This is a genomic window from Agromyces sp. Root81 (assembly GCF_001429165.1).
GTDB lineage: Bacteria > Actinomycetota > Actinomycetes > Actinomycetales > Microbacteriaceae > Agromyces.
This window is the reverse complement of the sequence record NZ_LMIR01000002.1, coordinates 369476-387059: the sequence shown is the minus strand read 5'-3', so window position 1 is coordinate 387059 and position 17584 is coordinate 369476. Positions and strand designations below refer to the sequence as shown.

General features: G+C 69.9%; 16 protein-coding genes. 7 read left to right on the top strand and 9 right to left on the bottom strand.

Features of this window, described 5'->3' with window-relative positions; genetic code table 11:
* The first annotated feature begins 166 nt into the window (after positions 1–166).
* A complete protein-coding gene (locus ASE14_RS06760; protein WP_056652654.1) occupies positions 167–355 on the top strand; it encodes a hypothetical protein in 189 nt (62 codons plus the stop codon).
* A gap of 31 nt (positions 356–386) precedes the next feature.
* On the opposite strand, the gene ASE14_RS06755 is transcribed toward ASE14_RS06760, so the two are convergent.
* Positions 387–1676 (bottom strand): MarP family serine protease, encoded by a 1290-nt coding sequence (locus tag ASE14_RS06755; RefSeq protein WP_157372856.1) that lies wholly within the window; start codon positions 1674–1676, stop codon positions 387–389.
* Positions 1677–1838: 162 nt separating this feature from the next.
* Between ASE14_RS06755 and ASE14_RS06750 the strand changes: the two genes are divergently transcribed.
* Positions 1839–2879, top strand: coding sequence for an LLM class F420-dependent oxidoreductase (locus tag ASE14_RS06750; protein WP_056652646.1), 1041 nt, complete (start codon positions 1839–1841; stop codon positions 2877–2879).
* 164 nt (positions 2880–3043) lie between these two features.
* Complete coding sequence (locus tag ASE14_RS06745; protein WP_056652643.1) at positions 3044–3226, top strand: YegP family protein; 183 nt, start codon at positions 3044–3046, stop codon at positions 3224–3226.
* A gap of 560 nt (positions 3227–3786) precedes the next feature.
* On the opposite strand, the gene ASE14_RS06740 is transcribed toward ASE14_RS06745, so the two are convergent.
* Both ASE14_RS06740 and ASE14_RS06735 read right to left on the bottom strand, forming a co-directional pair.
* Positions 3787–4902: a ScyD/ScyE family protein gene (locus ASE14_RS06740; RefSeq protein ID WP_056652633.1), complete on the bottom strand. Its 1116-nt coding sequence runs from the start codon at positions 4900–4902 to the stop codon at positions 3787–3789.
* 150 nt (positions 4903–5052) lie between these two features.
* Complete coding sequence (locus tag ASE14_RS06735) at positions 5053–6213, bottom strand: hypothetical protein (protein WP_056652632.1); 1161 nt, start codon at positions 6211–6213, stop codon at positions 5053–5055.
* A gap of 131 nt (positions 6214–6344) precedes the next feature.
* On the opposite strand from ASE14_RS06735, the gene ASE14_RS06730 reads away from it, so the two are divergent.
* The 4 genes from ASE14_RS06730 to ASE14_RS06715 all read left to right on the top strand — a co-directional run bounded on the left by ASE14_RS06730 (position 6345) and on the right by ASE14_RS06715 (position 10163).
* On the top strand, positions 6345–7613 hold the full coding sequence (locus ASE14_RS06730; protein WP_056652630.1) for a sensor histidine kinase: 1269 nt from the start codon (positions 6345–6347) through the stop codon (positions 7611–7613).
* The gene (locus tag ASE14_RS06725) at positions 7610–8290 is read left to right on the top strand and encodes a response regulator transcription factor (protein ID WP_056655935.1); all 681 of its coding nucleotides are present in this window, start codon (positions 7610–7612) and stop codon (positions 8288–8290) included. The genes ASE14_RS06730 and ASE14_RS06725 overlap by 4 nt, the downstream gene beginning before the upstream one ends.
* A 76-nt stretch (positions 8291–8366) precedes the next feature.
* On the top strand, positions 8367–9005 hold the full coding sequence (locus tag ASE14_RS06720; protein WP_056652627.1) for a hypothetical protein: 639 nt from the start codon (positions 8367–8369) through the stop codon (positions 9003–9005).
* A gap of 270 nt (positions 9006–9275) precedes the next feature.
* Positions 9276–10163, top strand: coding sequence for an aminodeoxychorismate lyase (locus ASE14_RS06715; RefSeq protein ID WP_056652624.1), 888 nt, complete (start codon positions 9276–9278; stop codon positions 10161–10163).
* 13 nt (positions 10164–10176) lie between these two features.
* Here the strand turns inward: ASE14_RS06715 and pstB are convergent, their stop codons facing one another.
* The 6 genes from pstB to ASE14_RS06685 form a co-directional block, all read right to left on the bottom strand.
* Complete coding sequence (gene pstB / locus ASE14_RS06710; RefSeq protein ID WP_056652621.1) at positions 10177–10956, bottom strand: phosphate ABC transporter ATP-binding protein PstB; 780 nt, start codon at positions 10954–10956, stop codon at positions 10177–10179.
* A 22-nt stretch (positions 10957–10978) separates the two neighbouring features.
* Positions 10979–12073: a phosphate ABC transporter permease PstA gene (pstA, locus tag ASE14_RS06705; protein ID WP_056652618.1), complete on the bottom strand. Its 1095-nt coding sequence runs from the start codon at positions 12071–12073 to the stop codon at positions 10979–10981.
* Entirely contained in the window at positions 12073–13011 is a 939-nt protein-coding gene (gene pstC, locus ASE14_RS06700) for a phosphate ABC transporter permease subunit PstC (protein ID WP_056652615.1), read from the bottom strand. Before pstC ends, pstA begins: the two co-directional genes overlap by 1 nt.
* 91 nt (positions 13012–13102) lie before the next feature.
* Positions 13103–14194: a phosphate ABC transporter substrate-binding protein PstS gene (locus ASE14_RS06695; RefSeq protein ID WP_056652612.1), complete on the bottom strand. Its 1092-nt coding sequence runs from the start codon at positions 14192–14194 to the stop codon at positions 13103–13105.
* A gap of 228 nt (positions 14195–14422) precedes the next feature.
* Positions 14423–15358 (bottom strand): NUDIX hydrolase, encoded by a 936-nt coding sequence (locus ASE14_RS06690; RefSeq protein ID WP_056652609.1) that lies wholly within the window; start codon positions 15356–15358, stop codon positions 14423–14425.
* Positions 15355–17547: an RNA degradosome polyphosphate kinase gene (locus ASE14_RS06685; RefSeq protein ID WP_056652606.1), complete on the bottom strand. Its 2193-nt coding sequence runs from the start codon at positions 17545–17547 to the stop codon at positions 15355–15357. Before ASE14_RS06685 ends, ASE14_RS06690 begins: the two co-directional genes overlap by 4 nt.
* Between the last annotated feature and the right edge of the window lie 37 nt (positions 17548–17584).

Below are 17584 nucleotides of genomic sequence, written 5' to 3'. Positions count from 1 at the left end.
CGATCATCCGCTTCGAGGGCTTCGCGGCGGAGTAGCAGAGCTGAGCTCCTGAGGGCGATCATCCGCTTCGAGGGCTTCGCGGCGGAGTAGCAGCGCYGAACTCCCGAGGGCGATCATCGGGATTGGGGAGCTGGCGCTGCCGTCACGTTTCGATCAGACTGTTCGCATGTTCTTTCGTCGACCCGTCAAGCAGTGGATCCTTCTCACGAGCCTGATGCTCGGCTTCCTCGGGGGCGGGATCGGAGCAGCGTTCGGCCAGCCCAATTCGTGGCTCTGGTTCGGTGCCGGCGTTCTCGTCGCGGTTGCGCTCGTTCCGGCCACAGCGAGCCTGCGGTCGGTGAAGCAGACCCAGTAGAGAGAGCTGCGTGGCAGTCGACGCTGTGAGCTCAGCCGAAGACGCAGGACCCCGAGCCGACGGCGGCGTCGAGGCTTGGCGCGGAACTCGCGAGCGGCGCCAGCGTCGAGATCGGGATCGCGAAGCCGACGTTGTCGACCGTCTCCGACTTCGCGAAGACGACCCCGGCGACCTCGCCATCACCCGTGAGGACGGGTCCGCCGGAGTTGCCGTGGTCGACGTCCGCCGCGAGCGTCACGATCTCGCGGGTCGAGGTGCGCCCGCCCGTCTGGATCGTGAGCGGCCCGCTCGCCATGACGTTCGCGGGGCGCAGCTCGAACGGGCCGCCGAACGGGTAGCCGGCCACGGCGACCTCCTGCCCGAGCGCCGGCGTCGCCAGGTCGAGCGGCGGCGTCGCGAGGTCGTCGACCGCGATGAGTGCGAGGTCGTTCGTCTCGTCGTAGGCGACGACGCGGCCCGGCGCCGCCGGCTGACCCGGCGCCTCCACGATGGGCTCGGTGACGCCGGCGACGACGTGGGCGTTGGTGACGATGCGGTCGGGAGCGACGACGAAGCCGCTTCCCGAGAGCGTCGAGCCGCACTGGAAGGCGCTGCCGGTGACCCGAACGACGGATGCCGCGGCGCGCGCGAGCTCGACATCGTCGACGTCGAACGTGGGCAGCGCGGGGGACTCGGTCGGCCCGTCGAGCACGCCGACGAGCCAGGGCAACCCCTCGCCGAGCGCGGCGGTGCGGATCTCGGCGAGCAGTGTGCGAGCCGGCGCAGGGGTGACGGCGTCGAGACCCTGCAGCACGCGCGAGCCGGCGATGGCGGGGGAGACCACGGGCACGCCCATCGCCGAGACGCCCGAGGCGACGAGGGCGACGACGAACGCCGTCACGAGCAGGTTGCCGAGGGCGCCGAGGATGCGGTCGAGTACGCCGAGCTTGACCGCCCGTACGCCGCGCCGGAGAGCCCGACCGATGACCGCGCCGAGCCAGGCGCCGAGGCAGAGCAGAGCGATCGCGGTCGCGATCGCCGCGGGCGCCCGCCACTCGGGCCACGGCACGATGCCGGCGACCCAGGGCATCACGAAGTACGCGGCGACGCCGGCGGCGACGAGGCCGACGAGCCCGGCAGCCGTGTGCAGGAGCCCGGCGCGCCAGCCGTTCACGATCGCGCCGATGAAGACGAGCACGAGGGCGATGTCGAGCAGGATGCTCCAGACCACGGGGCTCCCTTCGAGGCCGGGGGACTCCAGCCTGAGGCATCCGTCTTCGAGAGTGCTGAAGGCGCGCAGACGGTCGACGGGCGCGGGAACGGCCGCCACGGTCCGTGCCATCGAGCCGGCAGGCGGTTCGCCGCATCCCACGACCGATCGGATCGTCGTCGCGCCCGCGTAGTCGACCTGCGACAACGGATGCCGCAGCCTCGCCGCACCTCGGTTAGGGTCTGAATGCCCGCGGCCGATCGGCCGGGCCCAGCACACGAAGAGGAGTGACGGATGCGCGTCGGCATGTTCCTGAATTACGCGGGCGGATTCCGAGAGGTCGCCGACGAGGTCGTCGAACTCGAACGCGCGGGGGTCGACCTCATCGCGGTCCCCGAGGCGTACTCCTTCGACGCGGTGAGCCAGCTGGGCTTCCTCGCCGCCCGCACGTCGACCATCACGCTGGCCTCCGGCATCCTGCAGCTCTATACGCGCACGCCCACGCTCACCGCCATGACCGCCGCGGGCCTCGACTACGTCTCGGACGGCCGGTTCGAGCTCGGCATCGGGGCATCGGGCCCGCAGGTCATCGAGGGCTTCCACGGGGTGCCGTACGACGCACCGCTCGGCCGCACCCGCGAGCTCGTCGACATCTGCCGCATGGTCTGGCGCCGGGAGCCGGTCGTGCACGAGGGGCGCCGCTATCAGATCCCGCTGCCCGCAGGACAGGGCACGGGGCTCGGCAAGCCGCTGAAGCTCATCAACCACCCGGTGCGCGAGCGCATCCCGATCACGATCGCCTCGCTCGGCCTCAAGTCGGTCGAGCAGACCGCCGAGATCGCCGACGGCTGGCTGCCGATGTTCTTCCACCCCGAGCGAGCCGCAGGCGTGTGGGGCGACGCGCTCGCCGCAGGCATCGCCCGGCGCGCACCCGAGCTCGCGCCGCTCGACATCTTCGCGAGCCCGGCGCTCGCGATCACCGACCACCCCGAGCAGGTGCTGACGCTCGTGAAGCCGCAGCTCGCGCTCTACATCGGCGGCATGGGCGCCCGCGGCAAGAACTTCTACAACGAGCTCATCTCGAACTACGGCTTCGAGGCCGAGGCGGCGCACATCCAAGACCTCTACCTCGAAGGCCGCAAGGACGAGGCGATCGCCGCGGTGCCCGACGAACTCGTGCGGGCGGTGTCGCTCATCGGGCCGGCCGGTCACGTCGCCGAGCGGGTCGCGGCCTTCGCGGAGGCCGGCGTCACCACCCTCGCCGTCACCCCGCTCGCCCGCAACTCCGCCGAGCGGGTCGCGCTGATGGCCGGGCTGCGCTCGATCGTCGGCTGACGCGGCGCTGCGGCATCCGTTCGCGTCGATGCGAGCGGATGTCGCGGCGGGAAACATTCCCGGGCAACTCCCGCCTTCCTCTGGCGTCGGGGCTGATGCAGGGCTAGCTTGAGATCGTGGCCACGAAGACGCGGGCACAAGGGGACACCTGGGGAGGAGCCGCCATGGCGGGAACGTTCGAGCTCTACGAGGATGCGAGCGGGCAGTTCAGGTTCCGGCTGAAGGCCGGCAACGGTCAGACGATCGCGGCATCCGAGGCCTATACGACGAAGGCGGCCGCGAAGAACGGCATCGAGTCGGTGCGCACGAATGCGCCCGATGCTCCCCTCGTCGACCAGACCGAGTAGTTCGAGCGCCCGCCGAGGCGGTGCCCGGGATCGGGCCGCGTTGCGGCGTGCGCTCTCCGTGTCTTCGCACCTCGGCGTCGAGAGCGCGGCGTCATGCGGCGATGCCCTCGCACCGATCGGTGCCCCCAGAGAGGCTCGAACTCTCGACCCACGGATTAACCTGCTGCACTAGGTCTCCCTAGCCACCGTCACCGGCTTGCAGTCTGGACTATATCTTCACCTTCGGCCGAGCCGGTCAGGTGCGCCGCGTGTAGTCTCTGAGGTTCCCTTGCGGTTACCTGCTGATTGCCCAATCCCTCGGATTGTCACTGCCGTTTCGGGCGAGTACCTCGGGCTCTCAGGGTGTTCCAGCATATAGCGGCGGTCATCCAGCGTATTTCGACGCTGGCGCTCCTATTTTTTGTTGAAGTCCGTTGCTCTAACCAACTGAGCTATGGGGGCGAAGACAGCCTAACAGGCCGTTTCCGACGGAGGGCGGCCGGCGACGACTGACCCGCGGCGATTCGCGCCGGAACGACGGATGGGTCGCGCTCGAGCGCGACCCATCCGCCGTCGTGCGATCACTTCTTGGCGTGCGCCGTGCCCTTCAACGGAACGACGGTCAGCTTGGCGTCACCCAGCGAGTCCGTCGTCACGTAGAGCATCTCGGCACGAACCGAGACGGCCGAGGGCATCGCGACCTCGATGACGGAGGTCGCCGAACTCGCACCCGGCGCCACGACCGCCACCTGTCCGGCGCCCATCGGGCCGCCGAAGAGCTCGGCGACGTAGAGGGTGCCGTTCGGTGAGACGGCGATGCCGGTGGCACCGCCGAAGCCAGTCGCAGCGAGATCCATCTCGCCGGTGCCGGGGTCGACCGAGTACACGACGCCGCGCGGGCCGAGGGTCGGATCCTCCGAGCCGCCGGGCAGGCTCGTCACGTAGAGCAGCCCGTCGGGTCCGAGTTCGACGTCGGTCGGCACGGGTTCGGCACGGTACTCGTGCCCGTAGACGCAAGCCGGCCACGGAGCCTCGCCGATGTTCTCAGCGGTCACGGTCACCGGTGCCGCGGGAGGCAGCACCGCGACGGTCGAGACGACGCCCTCGGCGTCCACCTTCAGCACGGCGTTCGCGCCGGCATCGGCGATGTAGACCTCGCCGTCGACGACGGTTGCGCCGTACGCGTGCGTGTCGATGATGCCGGTGTAGTTCGGCATACCGAGCGGCGGGAACGGCGGGAACGGCACGAACTCGGCCTCGCACTCCGCGCTCAGGTCGCTGAACCCGTAGGTGTTGACCGCATCGGGGTTCTCGGTCGCCTCGTACGCGGCGAGGTCGGCGACGGGGGTCTCGACCCCGTTGGACATCGACATCAGCCACGCACTCGTGTGATCGCCGTTCGTCGTCACGTAGTACACCGTGCTGCCGTCGACGGCTGGTGCGCTGACCTCGTCGCCCTGGGTGGCCACGAGCTGCGTCGCCTGGCCCTTCTTGTCGACGAGCGAGAGCACGCCGATGAAATTCTGCGAGACGTAAGCCTGGCCGGAAGCGTCGACCGCGAGGCCGAGTGGGCTGACGAGTCCGTCTGCCCGTGTGGAGGGAGTGCCGCTGGGTTGCGCGGCGATCGCCGGTGTCGCCACGGCGAGCGCGACAGCTGCGGCCATCGCGACGCCGATGAGTGGAATACGCGTGTGCATGAACGATCTCCTCGGGATGGAGTGATCCGAGGCATGCCGGACGGCGTTCCCCCGGTGGGTGCCGTCTCCGGCAGCCGATGTCAGAGTATTCCTCGGTTCCGCGGGCGTCGAGGGAGCGGCTCCACCCAGAACAGGGGGCACCCCGTCTGCTCACGGCTTCCGATCTCGAGCACGCCACTCCACGTACGCGCCCACGGCGAGTCCGAGCATCGGGCCCCAGTACCAGAAGGGCAGCACGAGATTCACGAGCAGAGCGTCGGCAGGCGCATCAGCCGGGCCGACGGTGGTCAGCAGCATGGGCACGGCGGCGATGCAGAGGATGCCCGACGCGATGAAGCCGGGCACGGCGGCCAGGCCGACCGGAACCGGTCGTCCGCCGATGCGGGGAATCCAGCTCGGGAAGACACGACCCCACGGCAGGATGAGCCCGAGCGTGAGGAGGCTGGCGGCGGCTCCGCCGGCACCGATCACGAGGCCGGTCGCGAGTGTCGCCGGTTCGAGCTGCGTGCTGCTCGGGCCGAAGAGCGGCCACGGGGTCAACCAGGTCGCTCGGGCAAGTGCGTAGGGGAGCGGCCCGAGGGCGGCGAGGATCGTGATCGTCGTGCGGTGGCGGACGAGCCACGATGCCAGGCGACCCGAACCGGCGGAGCGGAGGGCCACGATCGCCGTCGCCGCCCAGACCAGAGCGGAGATCAGCCCGAGGCCGACGACCGCGAACTCGGGGAGACCGGCGGCGAGAGCGCCGACGACTCCGACCGCGAATCCCGTGAGCCCATCGAGCGTCAGTCCGGCCCACCAGACGGATGCCGCCATCAGCACGAGCAACCCGGCCAGCAGCGCCGCGCCGAGTCGGGGTGCGCGTACGAGCGCGACCGCGATCGCGACGAGGCCGCCGACCACCGCGGCGGCCCCGAAGAGATAGCCGGTGATGGCGATGCCCGACATGCTGCCGAACGTGAAGGCGAGCGCGAGCGCGAGCGCCGCTGCGGCGATGCCCGCGGCGGTCGACTGAGGACGTGATGCGCGTCTGCGTGCGAGGACGGCACCCAGGACGACACCCGCCGCGCCGGTGCCGAGTGAGAGCAGCGCCGCGGCCGTCGGCTCGAGCAGCATGGTCGCGAGGCTCGGCGTGACGGGGTGGGCGAACGGGCTGATCGCCGGAACGGCGAGCCAGGCGATCGAGAGTCCGGTGACGACCGCGGAGGCGACGAGCGCAGTGAGGGCGAGCGGTCGGAGGCGTTCCGGGGTTCGGCGGCGGGGCGCGCCCGGTCGACTCGGAACGGCGCGGGCGGCCGGTTCGGTGCTGGTCACGTGTGGCTCCTCTGGTTCGGCGTGCGGCCGCCCGATGCGGCCACGGTCAGCGTGCCAGCGCGACGGATCGCGCGCCTCACCCCGACGGGTGAGGCGAACGTCGGAGGGCGCCGGGTAGCGTGAGCGTCGATATGGATGCTCCGTCCCGTTCAGACGCCACAGCCCGATCGTCGCGGAACCCTTCGTCTGCGGATCTGGTCGCCGCGCTCGCCGCGGCCGCGGCGCTGCTGCCGCTCACGATCGTCGAAGTGCTCGGTGCGACACCCCCGAACGCCAGCTGGGCGGCCGTCGTCATCGGCTTGTTCGTGCTGCTGCACACGGCCATGATCCTGCGTCGGCGTTCGCCGATCGGCGGGCTCGTGATCGCCTCGGCGATCATGCTGGCACTCACCGCAGCGAGCCTGCCCGGCAGCCCCACCGTCGCAGTGCTGCTGCCCAGCAGCCTCGTCTACCTCGTCTTCGTCTTCACGGCGGCGGCGAGCGGAGAGCGATTCGCCGACGCCGCTGCGATCGCGTTGGGGCTCGCGGGCGCCGCGATGATGACGGCGGTGGCGATCGCGAATGACGCGGCCGAGGCGATCGGCTCCGAGCCGGGCGCGATCGTCACGCTCGCGGGGTTCCTCGTTGCGTCGATCGGGGCGGCATGGGCGCTCGGTCGCTCCCGGCTCGAACTCCGTCGCACCCGCGCCGCCCGGGAACTCGCTCGCGAGCAGGCCGCCGCACTCCGGATGCAACGGGAGCGCGAAGCCTCGGCCGAGGAACGCCGACGCCTCGGTCGCGACCTGCACGACGTCGTGTCGCACTCGCTCGCCGTCATGGTCGCCCAGGCGGAGGCGTCCCGTCTGCTGCTCGGGCGCGACGACGAGCGGGCCCGCGCTGCGATCGAGCATGTCGTGACGACCGGCCGGAGCGCGATGTCGGACATGCGCGGGCTCGTCTCCGTGCTGGCCGCGCCGGCCGGCGACGGCCGACACGATGCCGCCCCGATGGAGCCGAGTCCGGGTCTGACCGAGCTGCCGGACCTCGTCGGTCGCGCCTCCGCCCCCGGTCGCGCGGTGACGTTCGAAGAGCTCGGGGTCGCTCGAGAAGTCAGCCCGGGCCTCGGGCTCACGGCGTACCGCATCGTGCAGGAGTCGCTCACGAACACGCTGAAGCACACGGATCCGCCGACGAGCAGCGTCGTACGACTCGAATGGGGAGGCGACGTGGTCGAGGTGACCATCGAAGACGACGGCGGGGCGGGCCTCGCCTCGACCGGAGGACCTGACGGCCGCGGCATCCGCGGCATGCGGGAACGGGCGCGGCAGCTCGGGGGCGACCTCGAGAACGGTCCGCTCACGGGAGGCGGGTGGCGCACTCGGCTCTCCCTGCCGCTGCCGCCTGCGGAGACGCCTCGATGACCGGCCTCGACCCCGTGGCATCCGCTCGCGTCCGCGTCGCCATCGCCGACGACCAGGAGCTGATCCGCTCTGCCGTCGCCGTCATGGTGGAGGCGCATGCCGACTTCGAGCTCGTCGGGACAGCGTCCGACGGCGGCGAGCTCCTCGAGCTTGCACGCGCCCACCGGCTCGAAGTCGTGCTGATGGACATCCGGATGCCCCGCCTCGACGGCATCGAGGCCACCCGCCGACTCGTGGCCGAGCATCCCGCGACGCGGGCGCTCATCCTCACCACCTACGACCTGGACGAGTACGTGTTCGCGGCGATCCGCGCCGGAGCGAGCGGTTTCCTCACGAAGGATGCGTCGAGCGACGAGATCGCCGCGGCGATCCGTGCCGTCCACATCGGCGACGCCGTGCTCGCGCCGCGTGCCACCGCGAGCCTCGTCGAATTCGTGGCACGCGGCCCGGCGCCCGCCGACCCCGACGCGCTGCTCGCCGCCCTGACGCCGCGCGAGCGCGAGGTGCTCATGCTGCTCGTGACCGGTGCGTCGAACGAACAGGTCGCCGAACGCCTCTACCTGACCGGCAACACCGTGAAGACGCACGTCCGGGCGATCCTCGCCAAGCTCGACCTCGCCGACCGCGTGCACGTCGTCATCTGGGCGTTCGAGAACGGGATCGCCGGCGCGCGGTAGCGATCGCGCGCGAGGTCGGCCGCCCAGGCGAAGACTCGGCCGAGGCTCCCGGCGAAGACGGGTAAGGTGTGCGGCGATGGCTTCCGAATTCTCTCGTCCCACCAAGTTCCCGCCCGGCATGTTCGAGGCCTTCCAAGGTGCGGAGGATCCGGCGCACCTGAGCAGGGTCGCCCACGACACCGCTGCCGCGTTGCTCTCGCGTGTGCAGTCCGACCCCGATCCCGAGGTCGTCGCGCGCCTCGTCTCCTACACCGACGAGCACGGCATCGACGCGATCGCCGAACTCTGGTCGCGCGCCTCCGCGAAGAGCCTGCCGGGTGCGCTCTGGCGCGTCTACCTGCTTCGTGCGCTCATCCGCCAGGACCCGCGCAGCATGAGCCTCGCGTTCCAGCGCGGCTCCGAAGTCTCCCACACGATCGACCAGGTGGTCGCGGGCGCCGCCGTCCCCGCCGGCCCCGACGAGGTGGTCGAACTCGCCGACCGCATCCTGCACGGACTGTTCACCGGTGACTTCGCCGTCGCCCTCGAGCGCGCCGCAGCGTTCGCGCGAGTCGCGGCGGCCGGCTCGGCGAGCCTCGCCGATGACGCCGACGAGACGGACTCCGTGCATCCCGACCGCTCGGCGAAGCTCACCACGAGGGCCTACCGTCTCACGGAGCTCGCCGAGGAGCTGGCCTCCTGCGCGCGACTCTGGCGACGCGACGCGCTCGACTGACGCGACGCGCTCGACTGACGCGACGCGCTCGACTGACGCGCCCGCACGGGCGGGTGGGAATGAACACCCTCCCGACGTCGTTTAGAATTGACGTGGCCGGCCGCAGTAACCCCGGGCTCCAATATTCGCCGCTCCGAGCGGCCTCGCGCCGAGAGGCGTTCTGCGGCCGGCCTCTTCCATGTCTCGAGCGCCGTGCGCACTGATCGCCGACGCGGGCGAGCGGATGCTCCGGCGCCGCGAGAGCCCGCGGCGTCCGCGTAGCATCGGAGCATGCCCGAGACCGTGACGCTCCTCATCGAACCCGTTCCCGCCGACGCACGCGACCTCGACCTCGCGACGACGCTGCGCGAGGTTGACGCCGAGGCCCCGGCACTCCGTGTCGGCGAGCTGTCGACGCAGCGCGGCGACGGGGTCTTCGAGACGCTCGCCGTGATCGACGGCCACGCGCAGGAGACTGGCCCCCACCTCGAGCGGTTGCGCAACTCGGCGCTCATCTGCGAGCTGCCCGAACCGAACCTGGCGCAGTGGCGCACGGCGATCGATCGGGCCGTCGCCGCACTGCCCGACGAGGGTCAGTGGGCGCTCAAGCTCGTGCTGAGCCGCGGCATCGAACACGGGCCGACGCCCACCGCCTGGCTGCATGCCGTGCGCGCCACCGACTTCAGCGCGGTGCGGGAGCGCGGCGTGACCGCGGTCACGCTTGACCGCGGCTACGCGCACGACGCCGCCGAACGCGCCCCGTGGCTGCTGCTCGGTGCGAAGACCCTGAGCTACGCCACGAACATGGCGGCGCTGCGCGAGGCGCACCGACGCGGCGCCGACGACACGATCTTCGTCTCCTCCGACGGCTACGTCATGGAGGGGCCGACGTCGAGCGTCATCCTCCGGCACGGCGAGGCGTACTCGACGCCCGCTCCGTCGGGCGCGATCCTGCATGGCACGACGCAGCAGAGCCTCTTCGAGCACCTCGCCGCGACCGGTCGGACGACGGGGTACCGCGACATCCCGACCGCCGAACTCGGCACGGCCGACGCGATCTGGCTCGTGTCGAGCGTGCGCCTCGCCGTCGGGGTGACCCGACTCGACGGGGCATCCGTCGCCTACGACGCGGCCGAGACGCGCGCGTTCAACGACTACCTGCTCTCGCCCCGCGACTAGCGCAGGGGCGGGATCATCCGAAGCGGCCGGAGACGTAGTCCTCGGTCGCCTTCACCGACGGGTTCGAGAAGATCGTCGTGGTGTCGTCGTACTCGATGAGCTTGCCGGGCTTGCCCGTGCCCGCGATGTTGAAGAACGCGGTCCGGTCGCTGACGCGCGAGGCCTGCTGCATGTTGTGCGTCACGATCACGATCGTGTACTTCAGCTTCAGTTCCTCGATGAGGTCCTCGATCGCGAGGGTCGAGATCGGGTCGAGCGCCGAGCACGGCTCGTCCATGAGGATGACCTCGGGGGAGACGGCGATCGCCCGCGCGATGCAGAGACGCTGCTGCTGTCCGCCCGACAGGCCCGAACCCGGGCGGTCGAGACGGTCCTTGACCTCGTTCCAGAGATTCGCGCCGCGCAGCGACCGCTCGACGAGCTCGTCGGCGTCGGACTTCGAGATGCGCTTGTTGTTGAGCTTCACGCCCGCGAGCACGTTCTCCTTGATCGACATCGTCGGGAACGGGTTCGGGCGCTGGAAGACCATGCCCACCTGCCGGCGCACCAGCACCGGGTCCACGTCGGGGTCGTAGAGGTTGTTGCCGTCGATGAGCACCTCGCCTTCGACGCGGGCGCCGGGGATGACCTCGTGCATGCGGTTCAGCGTGCGGAGGAAGGTCGACTTGCCGCAGCCCGAGGGGCCGATGAACGCGGTGACGCTGCGGGGCTCGATCGCGAGGTTCACGTCCTCGACGGCGAGGAACTTCGAGTAGTAGACGTTGAGGTCGCGGACCTCGATGCGCTTGGACACGGGCTTCCTTTGCTTGCGGGGGTCAGCGGCCGAACTTCGGCGCGAAGAATCGGGCGACGAGCCTCGCGATGAGGTTCAGCGCCATGACGATGAGGATGAGGGTGAGCGCGGCGGCCCAGGCACGGTTGATGTACTCCTCCGGCGGGTTCCCCTGGTTCGCGTACTGCGTGTAGACGAACACGGGTAGCGACTGCATCCGCCCGTCGAAGAGGTTGTAGTTCACGCTCGCGGTGAACCCTGCCGCGATCAGCAGCGGTGCGGTCTCGCCGATGACCCGGGCGATCGAGAGCATGATGCCCGTCGTGATGCCCGCGATCGACGTGGGCAGCACGACCTTGACGATCGTCAGCCACTTCGGCACGCCGAGCGCGAAGGCGGCCTCGCGGAGCTCGTTGGGCACGAGGCGGAGCATCTCCTCGCTCGAGCGCACGACCACGGGGATCATGAGGAGCGACAGGGCGACGGCGCCGGCGATGCCGGTGCGGGTGCCGGGGCCGAGGAAGATCGCGAACAGCGAGTAGGCGAAGAGGCCGGCCACGATCGACGGGATGCCGGTCATGACATCGACGAGGAACGTGACGCCGCGGGCGAGCCTGCCGCGTCCGTACTCGACGAGGTAGATCGAGGTCATGAGTCCGATCGGGATCGAGATGACCGCCGCGGCGCCCGTCATGAGCAGGGTGCCGATGATCGCGTGCAGCGCACCGCCGCCCTCGCCGGTGACGTTGCGCATCGACATCGTGAAGAAGTCGGCGTCGAAGCGTGCGGCGCCGAGGCTCACGACCGTGATCGCGAGGGAGACGAGCGGGATCATCGCCAGCAGGAACGCACCGGTGACGAGCGCGGTGACGAGGCGGTCCATCGCACGCCGGCGCCCCTCGACGAGCATGGAGAACAGCCAGATCGCGGGAATGTAGAGCAGTGCGCCGATGAAGAGCGCCCCGCCCCAGTTGTAGCCGGAACCCGAACCGATCGCCACGACGCCGAACACGGCTGCTGCGACGGCGATCGCCGCGACGAGGATCGTCCACGGCGCCGACTTCGGCAGGCGCCCCGCGGTGAGCGAGTTGGCGATGGGGGCGGATGTCTCGGGGGGCCGAGTGGTCTGGATGGTCATCAGTTGGCTCCCGAGAATTCCTTGCGGCGGCTGACGATCCAGCGCGCGAAGGCGTTGACCGCGAAGGTCACGACGAAGAGGATGAGGCCGGTGGCGATCAGGACGTTGACGTTCAGTCCGTACGCCTCGGGGAAGCTGAGTGCGATGTTCGCCGCGATCGTGTTCGGGTTGACCGAGGTCAACAGCTGGAACGTGATCACGGGCGACGCGGAGAGCACCATCGCGACGGCCATCGTCTCGCCGAGCGCTCGGCCGAGGCCGAGCACCGAGGCGGAGATGATGCCTGAGCGGCCGAAGGGCAGCACCGCGGTGCGGATCATCTCCCAGCGAGTGGCGCCGAGTGCGAGGGCCGCCTCCTCGTGCAGCACCGGCGTCTGCAGGAACACCTCGCGGCAGATGGCGGTCATGATCGGGAGCACCATGACGGCGAGCACGAGGGCCGCCGTCAGGATCGTGCGGCCGGTGGCCGACGGCGTGCCGCTGAAGAGGGGGATCCAGCCGAGGTTCTCGTTCAGCCAGGCGTAGGCGTCGACGAGCGCCGGAGCGAAGACGCCGATGCCCCACAGGCCGAAGACGACCGAGGGAACCGCGGCGAGCAGGTCGACGATGTAACCGAGCACCGAGGCGAGGCGGCGAGGTGCGTAGTGCGAGATGAAGAGGGCGATGCCGATGGAGATCGGCAGGGCGACGACGAGGGCGAGCGTGGCGGCCCAGACCGTGCCGAAGACGAGCGGACCGACGTAGTCCCAGAAGTTCGTCTTGAGGATGGAGGCGTCCTCGTTGGTGGCCACCACCGCGGGGATGCTCTGCACGATGAGGAAGAGGGCCACCGCTGCCAGGGTGACGAGGATCATCGATCCCGCGAACACCGCCGAGCGGGAGAAGACGAGGTCGCCGATGCGGAGCTTCGCCTTGATCGGGGCCGGTGCGGACGTCATCTGGTGCGATCCTCGGAGTTCTTGAGTCGGATTCTGGAGACGCGATCGTGCCCGACCCCGTCGCGAACGATCGGGGTCGGGCACGAACCTACTACTTGATCGAGTCGATCGCAGCAGTGATCTTCTCGCGGAGCGTGTCCGAGATCGGAGCCGAACCGGCGTCAGCCGCTGCGACTTCCTGGCCCTCGGGGCTCGCGATGTAGGACAGGTAGCCCTTGACGAGGTCGACGTTCGCCGGGTCCTCGTACTGGCCGCACGCGATGAGGTAGCTCACGAGCACGATCGGGTAGACGCCGGCCTCTTCCGAGGTGCGGTCGATCTCGATGGCGAGGTCGCCCTCGGCGCGGCCTTCGGCGAACGGCGAGGCGTCGACGATGGCGGCAGCGGCCTCGGGGGAGTACGGCACGAACTCGTCGCCGACCTTGATCGAGACGGTGCCGAGGTCACCGGCGCGCGACGCGTCGGCGTAGCCGATGGTGCCGTTGCCGTTGCTCACTGCGTCGACGAGGCCCGAGGTGCCCTGAGCGGCTTCGCCGCCTTCGAACGGCCACACGCCGTCGGCTTCCCAGGTCCACACGTCAGCGGCAGCTGCGCCGAGGTACTCGGTGAAGTTCTCGGTGGTGCCGGAGTCGTCCGAGCGGTGCACGGGCGTGATGGCGAGGTCGGGGAGCGTCGCGTCGGGGTTCGTCGCGGCGATCGCCGGGTCGTTCCAGTTGGTGATCGTGCCGGCGAAGATGCCAGCGACGGTCGCAGCGTCGAGATCGAGCGAGTCGACGCCCTCGACGTTGAAGATCACGGCGATCGGCGAGATGTAGAGCGGAAGCTCGACGATGCTCGAGTCGGCGGCGCACTTCTTGAAGCCGCCTGCGGCGAGCTCCTCGTCCTTGAACGCGCGGTCGGAGCCGGCGAAGTCGCTGGCGCCCTCGAGGAAGGTCTCACGACCAGCGCCCGAACCGGAGGGGTCGTAGTCGACGGTGACGTCGGGGTTCGCGGTCTGGAAACCGGCGATCCACGACTGCTGGGCCGCATCCTGCGAGGACGCGCCCGCGCCGACGAGGTTGCCCGAGAGCGTCGATGCCGACTCCGACGGAGCTGCGCCGCCTTCGTTCGAGGCACAGGAGCTGAGCGCGATCGCCGCGGTGACGGCGATGACGGCGGGCACGCCGAGACGCTTGAAGTTCACGTGAATTCCCTTCCGGGGTTCGATTGCAGGTTGTGGGCCGGTGCCGACCCGCCTGCGACGCTAATGAGCGCGCCTTACGAGCATCCGTTACGACGGTAAACAGCAGGTGAACGACCGCTGTCGCACTGGACTCGCGGGATACCTGGGAGTCCTCAGCGTGGGGTGTTCTCGAACCTGTCGGGGTTTCGAGACGGCGCTGGTGCGCTTGCTCGCCTCGTGGAGGCCGGCTCAGGCGCGTGGCGCGTGCGTCTCGATCGCGATGATGCCCGAACCCGGGCTCGTCGCCGAGAGGTGCACGACACTGAACGCGCCGGTCTCGAGCCCCGCGGCATCCGTCACGTAGGACCCGAGGGGGGTGCCGGTGGCCAGCGCCACCTCGCGCATGATCTCGGGAAGCACCGGACCGTGGCTGCAGATGATCGCGCTCTTGCCGGCGCGCACTCGCTTGCCGACGACTCGCCGCACCTCGTCGGCGCCGGCCTCCCACGCGTCCTGGCTGATGCCCGCATCGCGCTTGATCTCGACGCCGGCCGCCACTGCGATCGGGGTGACCGTCGTCACGCAGCGCACTGCGGGACTCGACACGATCCGCTTCGGCGCCCACGCGCCGAGCGTCGACACGAGTCCTGCCGCCTGCTCGACGCCGCGCTCGGTGAGCGGTCGCGCGGCGTCGTCACCCGGCCAGCTCGACCGACCCACTGCCTTGCCGTGGCGCACGATGGCGAGCGCGAACGTGGAGGTGACGCCCTGGTCGAGGAGCGTCGCGAAGGCGTCGAGGATCTCGACGTCGGGCTCGTAGCTCAGGTAGCCCCTGGCTCGCTTGATGGTGACCCACTCGAGGGCGGCGACCTCGGCGTTGGGCTTGAACGTCGAGCGCTGCACCGCCCGCTCGCTCACCTCGGCGGCCCAGTAGTGCACGATCTTCTCGCGACCGCTCGGCAGCGGATAGCGGGAGACCCCGAGCGGCACGCCGAGCGCGACCTCGAGCCCCGTCTCCTCTTCGATCTCGCGCACCGCGGTCTGCGGCAGGGACTCGCCGGGGTCGACCTTGCCCTTGGGGATCGTGACATCGCCGTAGACCGTGCGGTGGATGACCAGCACGTGCACCTTGCCGTCGATGAGGCGCCAGCAGACGGCCCCCGCGGCGTAGATCGCCGTCGTCACCGCCTGGGTCCCGATCGAGGGCGCTGCCCGGAACGGGTGCGCTGTCCGATCTGCTGCATGAGCCTATTCTGCAGGTCGTCGAGCGGATGCCCCGCGTCGTCGGTCGCGTGCCGCGTCCAGACGCCCTCGCCGTCGAGCCACCACGAGCTCGTCGTCCCGGCCATGGCCTGGTCGAAGAGGTCGTCGATCTCTGCGAGGTGAGCCGGGTCGGCCAGCCGCACGAGCGCCTCGACCCTGCGGTCGAGGTTGCGGTGCATCATGTCGGCCGAGCCGATGTAGACCTGCGGGTCGCCGTCGTTCAGGAAGGAGAAGATGCGCGAGTGCTCGAGGTAGCGCCCGAGGATCGACCGCACCGTGATGTGCTCGCTGAGGCCGGGGATGCCGGGGCGGAGGCTGCAGATGCCGCGCACCCACACCTCGACCGGCACGCCCGCGTTCGACGCGCGGTACAGGGCGTCGATGATCGACTCGTCGACGATCGAGTTCATCTTGATGCGGATGCCGGCCGGCCGGCCGGCCTCGGCGTTGCTGATCTCGCCCTGGATGAGCTTCAGCAGTCCCTTGCGCAGGTGCAGCGGCGCGACGAGGAGTCGCTTGAACTTCTTCTCGATGGCGTAGCCCGAGAGCTCGTTGAAGAGGCGGGTCAGGTCCTTGCCGACCTGGTCGTCGGCGGTGAGCAGGCCGAGGTCTTCGTAGATGCGGCTCGTCTTGGGGTTGTAGTTGCCCGTGCCGATGTGGCTGTAGTGGCGCAGGCCCCCCTTCTCCTGCCGGATCACGAGGGCGAGCTTGCAGTGGGTCTTCAGCCCGACGAGGCCGTAGACGACGTGCACGCCGGCCTTCTCGAGCTTGCGCGCCCACGAGATGTTCGCCTGTTCGTCGAAGCGGGCCTTGATCTCGACGAGGGCGAGCACCTGCTTGCCCGACTCGGCCGCGTCGATGAGCGCCTCGACGATCGGGCTGTCGCCCGAGGTGCGGTAGAGCGTCTGCTTGATCGCGAGCACGTCGGGGTCGGCTGCGGCCTGCTCGAGGAAGGCCTGCACGCTCGTCGCGAACGACTCGTACGGGTGGTGCAGCAGCACGTCCTGGCGGGAGATCGCCGTGAAGACGTCGGCCCGAAGGTTCGAGTCGCTCGGCTGCAGCTGCAGCGCGGTCGTCGGCACGTGGGTCGGATAGTGCAGTTCCGGGCGGTCGAGGCGGGAGAGGTCGAACAGGCCGCCGAGGTCGAGCGGGGCGGGGAGGCGGAACACCTCCTGTTCGGTGACGTCGAGCTCGCGCACGAGCAGGCCGAGCGTCACCTCGTCCATGTCGTCGGTGATCTCGAGCCGGATGGGCGGTCCGAAGCGCCGACGCAGGAGCTCCTTCTCGAGCGCCTTGATCAGGTTCTCGGTCTCGTCCTCCTCGATCTCGACGTCTTCGTTGCGCGTGACGCGGAACACGTGGTGCTCCACGATCTCCATGCCGGGGAAGAGGTCGCCGAGGTGGTTGGCGATGAGGTCTTCGAGCGTGATGTACCTGGCGTCCTCGATCGACTCGCTGGGGTCGACGCGCACGAACCGCGGCAGCATCTGCGGCACCTTGACGCGCGCGAACTCCTGCCGGCCGGTGCGGCTGTTGCGCACCCGGACCGAGAGGTTGAGCGAGAGCCCCGAGATGTAGGGGAAGGGGTGCGCCGGGTCGACCGCGAGCGGCATCAGCACGGGGAAGATCTGCTTCGAGAAGTAGTCGCGCAGGTGCTCGCGTTCGACGTCGCCGAGCTCGGCCCAGGTGATGACGCGGATGCCCGCCTCCGCGAGCGTCGGCTTGACGAGCCGCTGGTAGGCGGCAGCGTGCCGCTCCTGCAGCTCGTGCGCCTTCGCCGAGATGTCGCTCAGCACGTCGTGCGGCGAACGGCCGACGTTGGTGGGCACCGCGAGACCCGTGACGATGCGTCGCTTCAGTCCGGCGACGCGGACCATGAAGAACTCGTCGAGGTTCGACGCGAAGATCGCGAGGAAGTTCGCCCGTTCGAGCACGGGAACTCGGGGGTCTTCGGCGAGCTCGAGCACGCGCTGGTTGAACGCGAGCCAGCTGAGCTCGCGATCGAGATAGCGCTCGGCGGCGAGCTCGGGTGCGCCCTCGAGGTCGAACGGCTCGAAGTCGTCGTCGAAGTCGCTCGACGTGCGGTCGTCGAGGATGCTGTCGGCGGTCATCCCCTCATCATGCCACTGGGGTGTGACCGGCAGATGA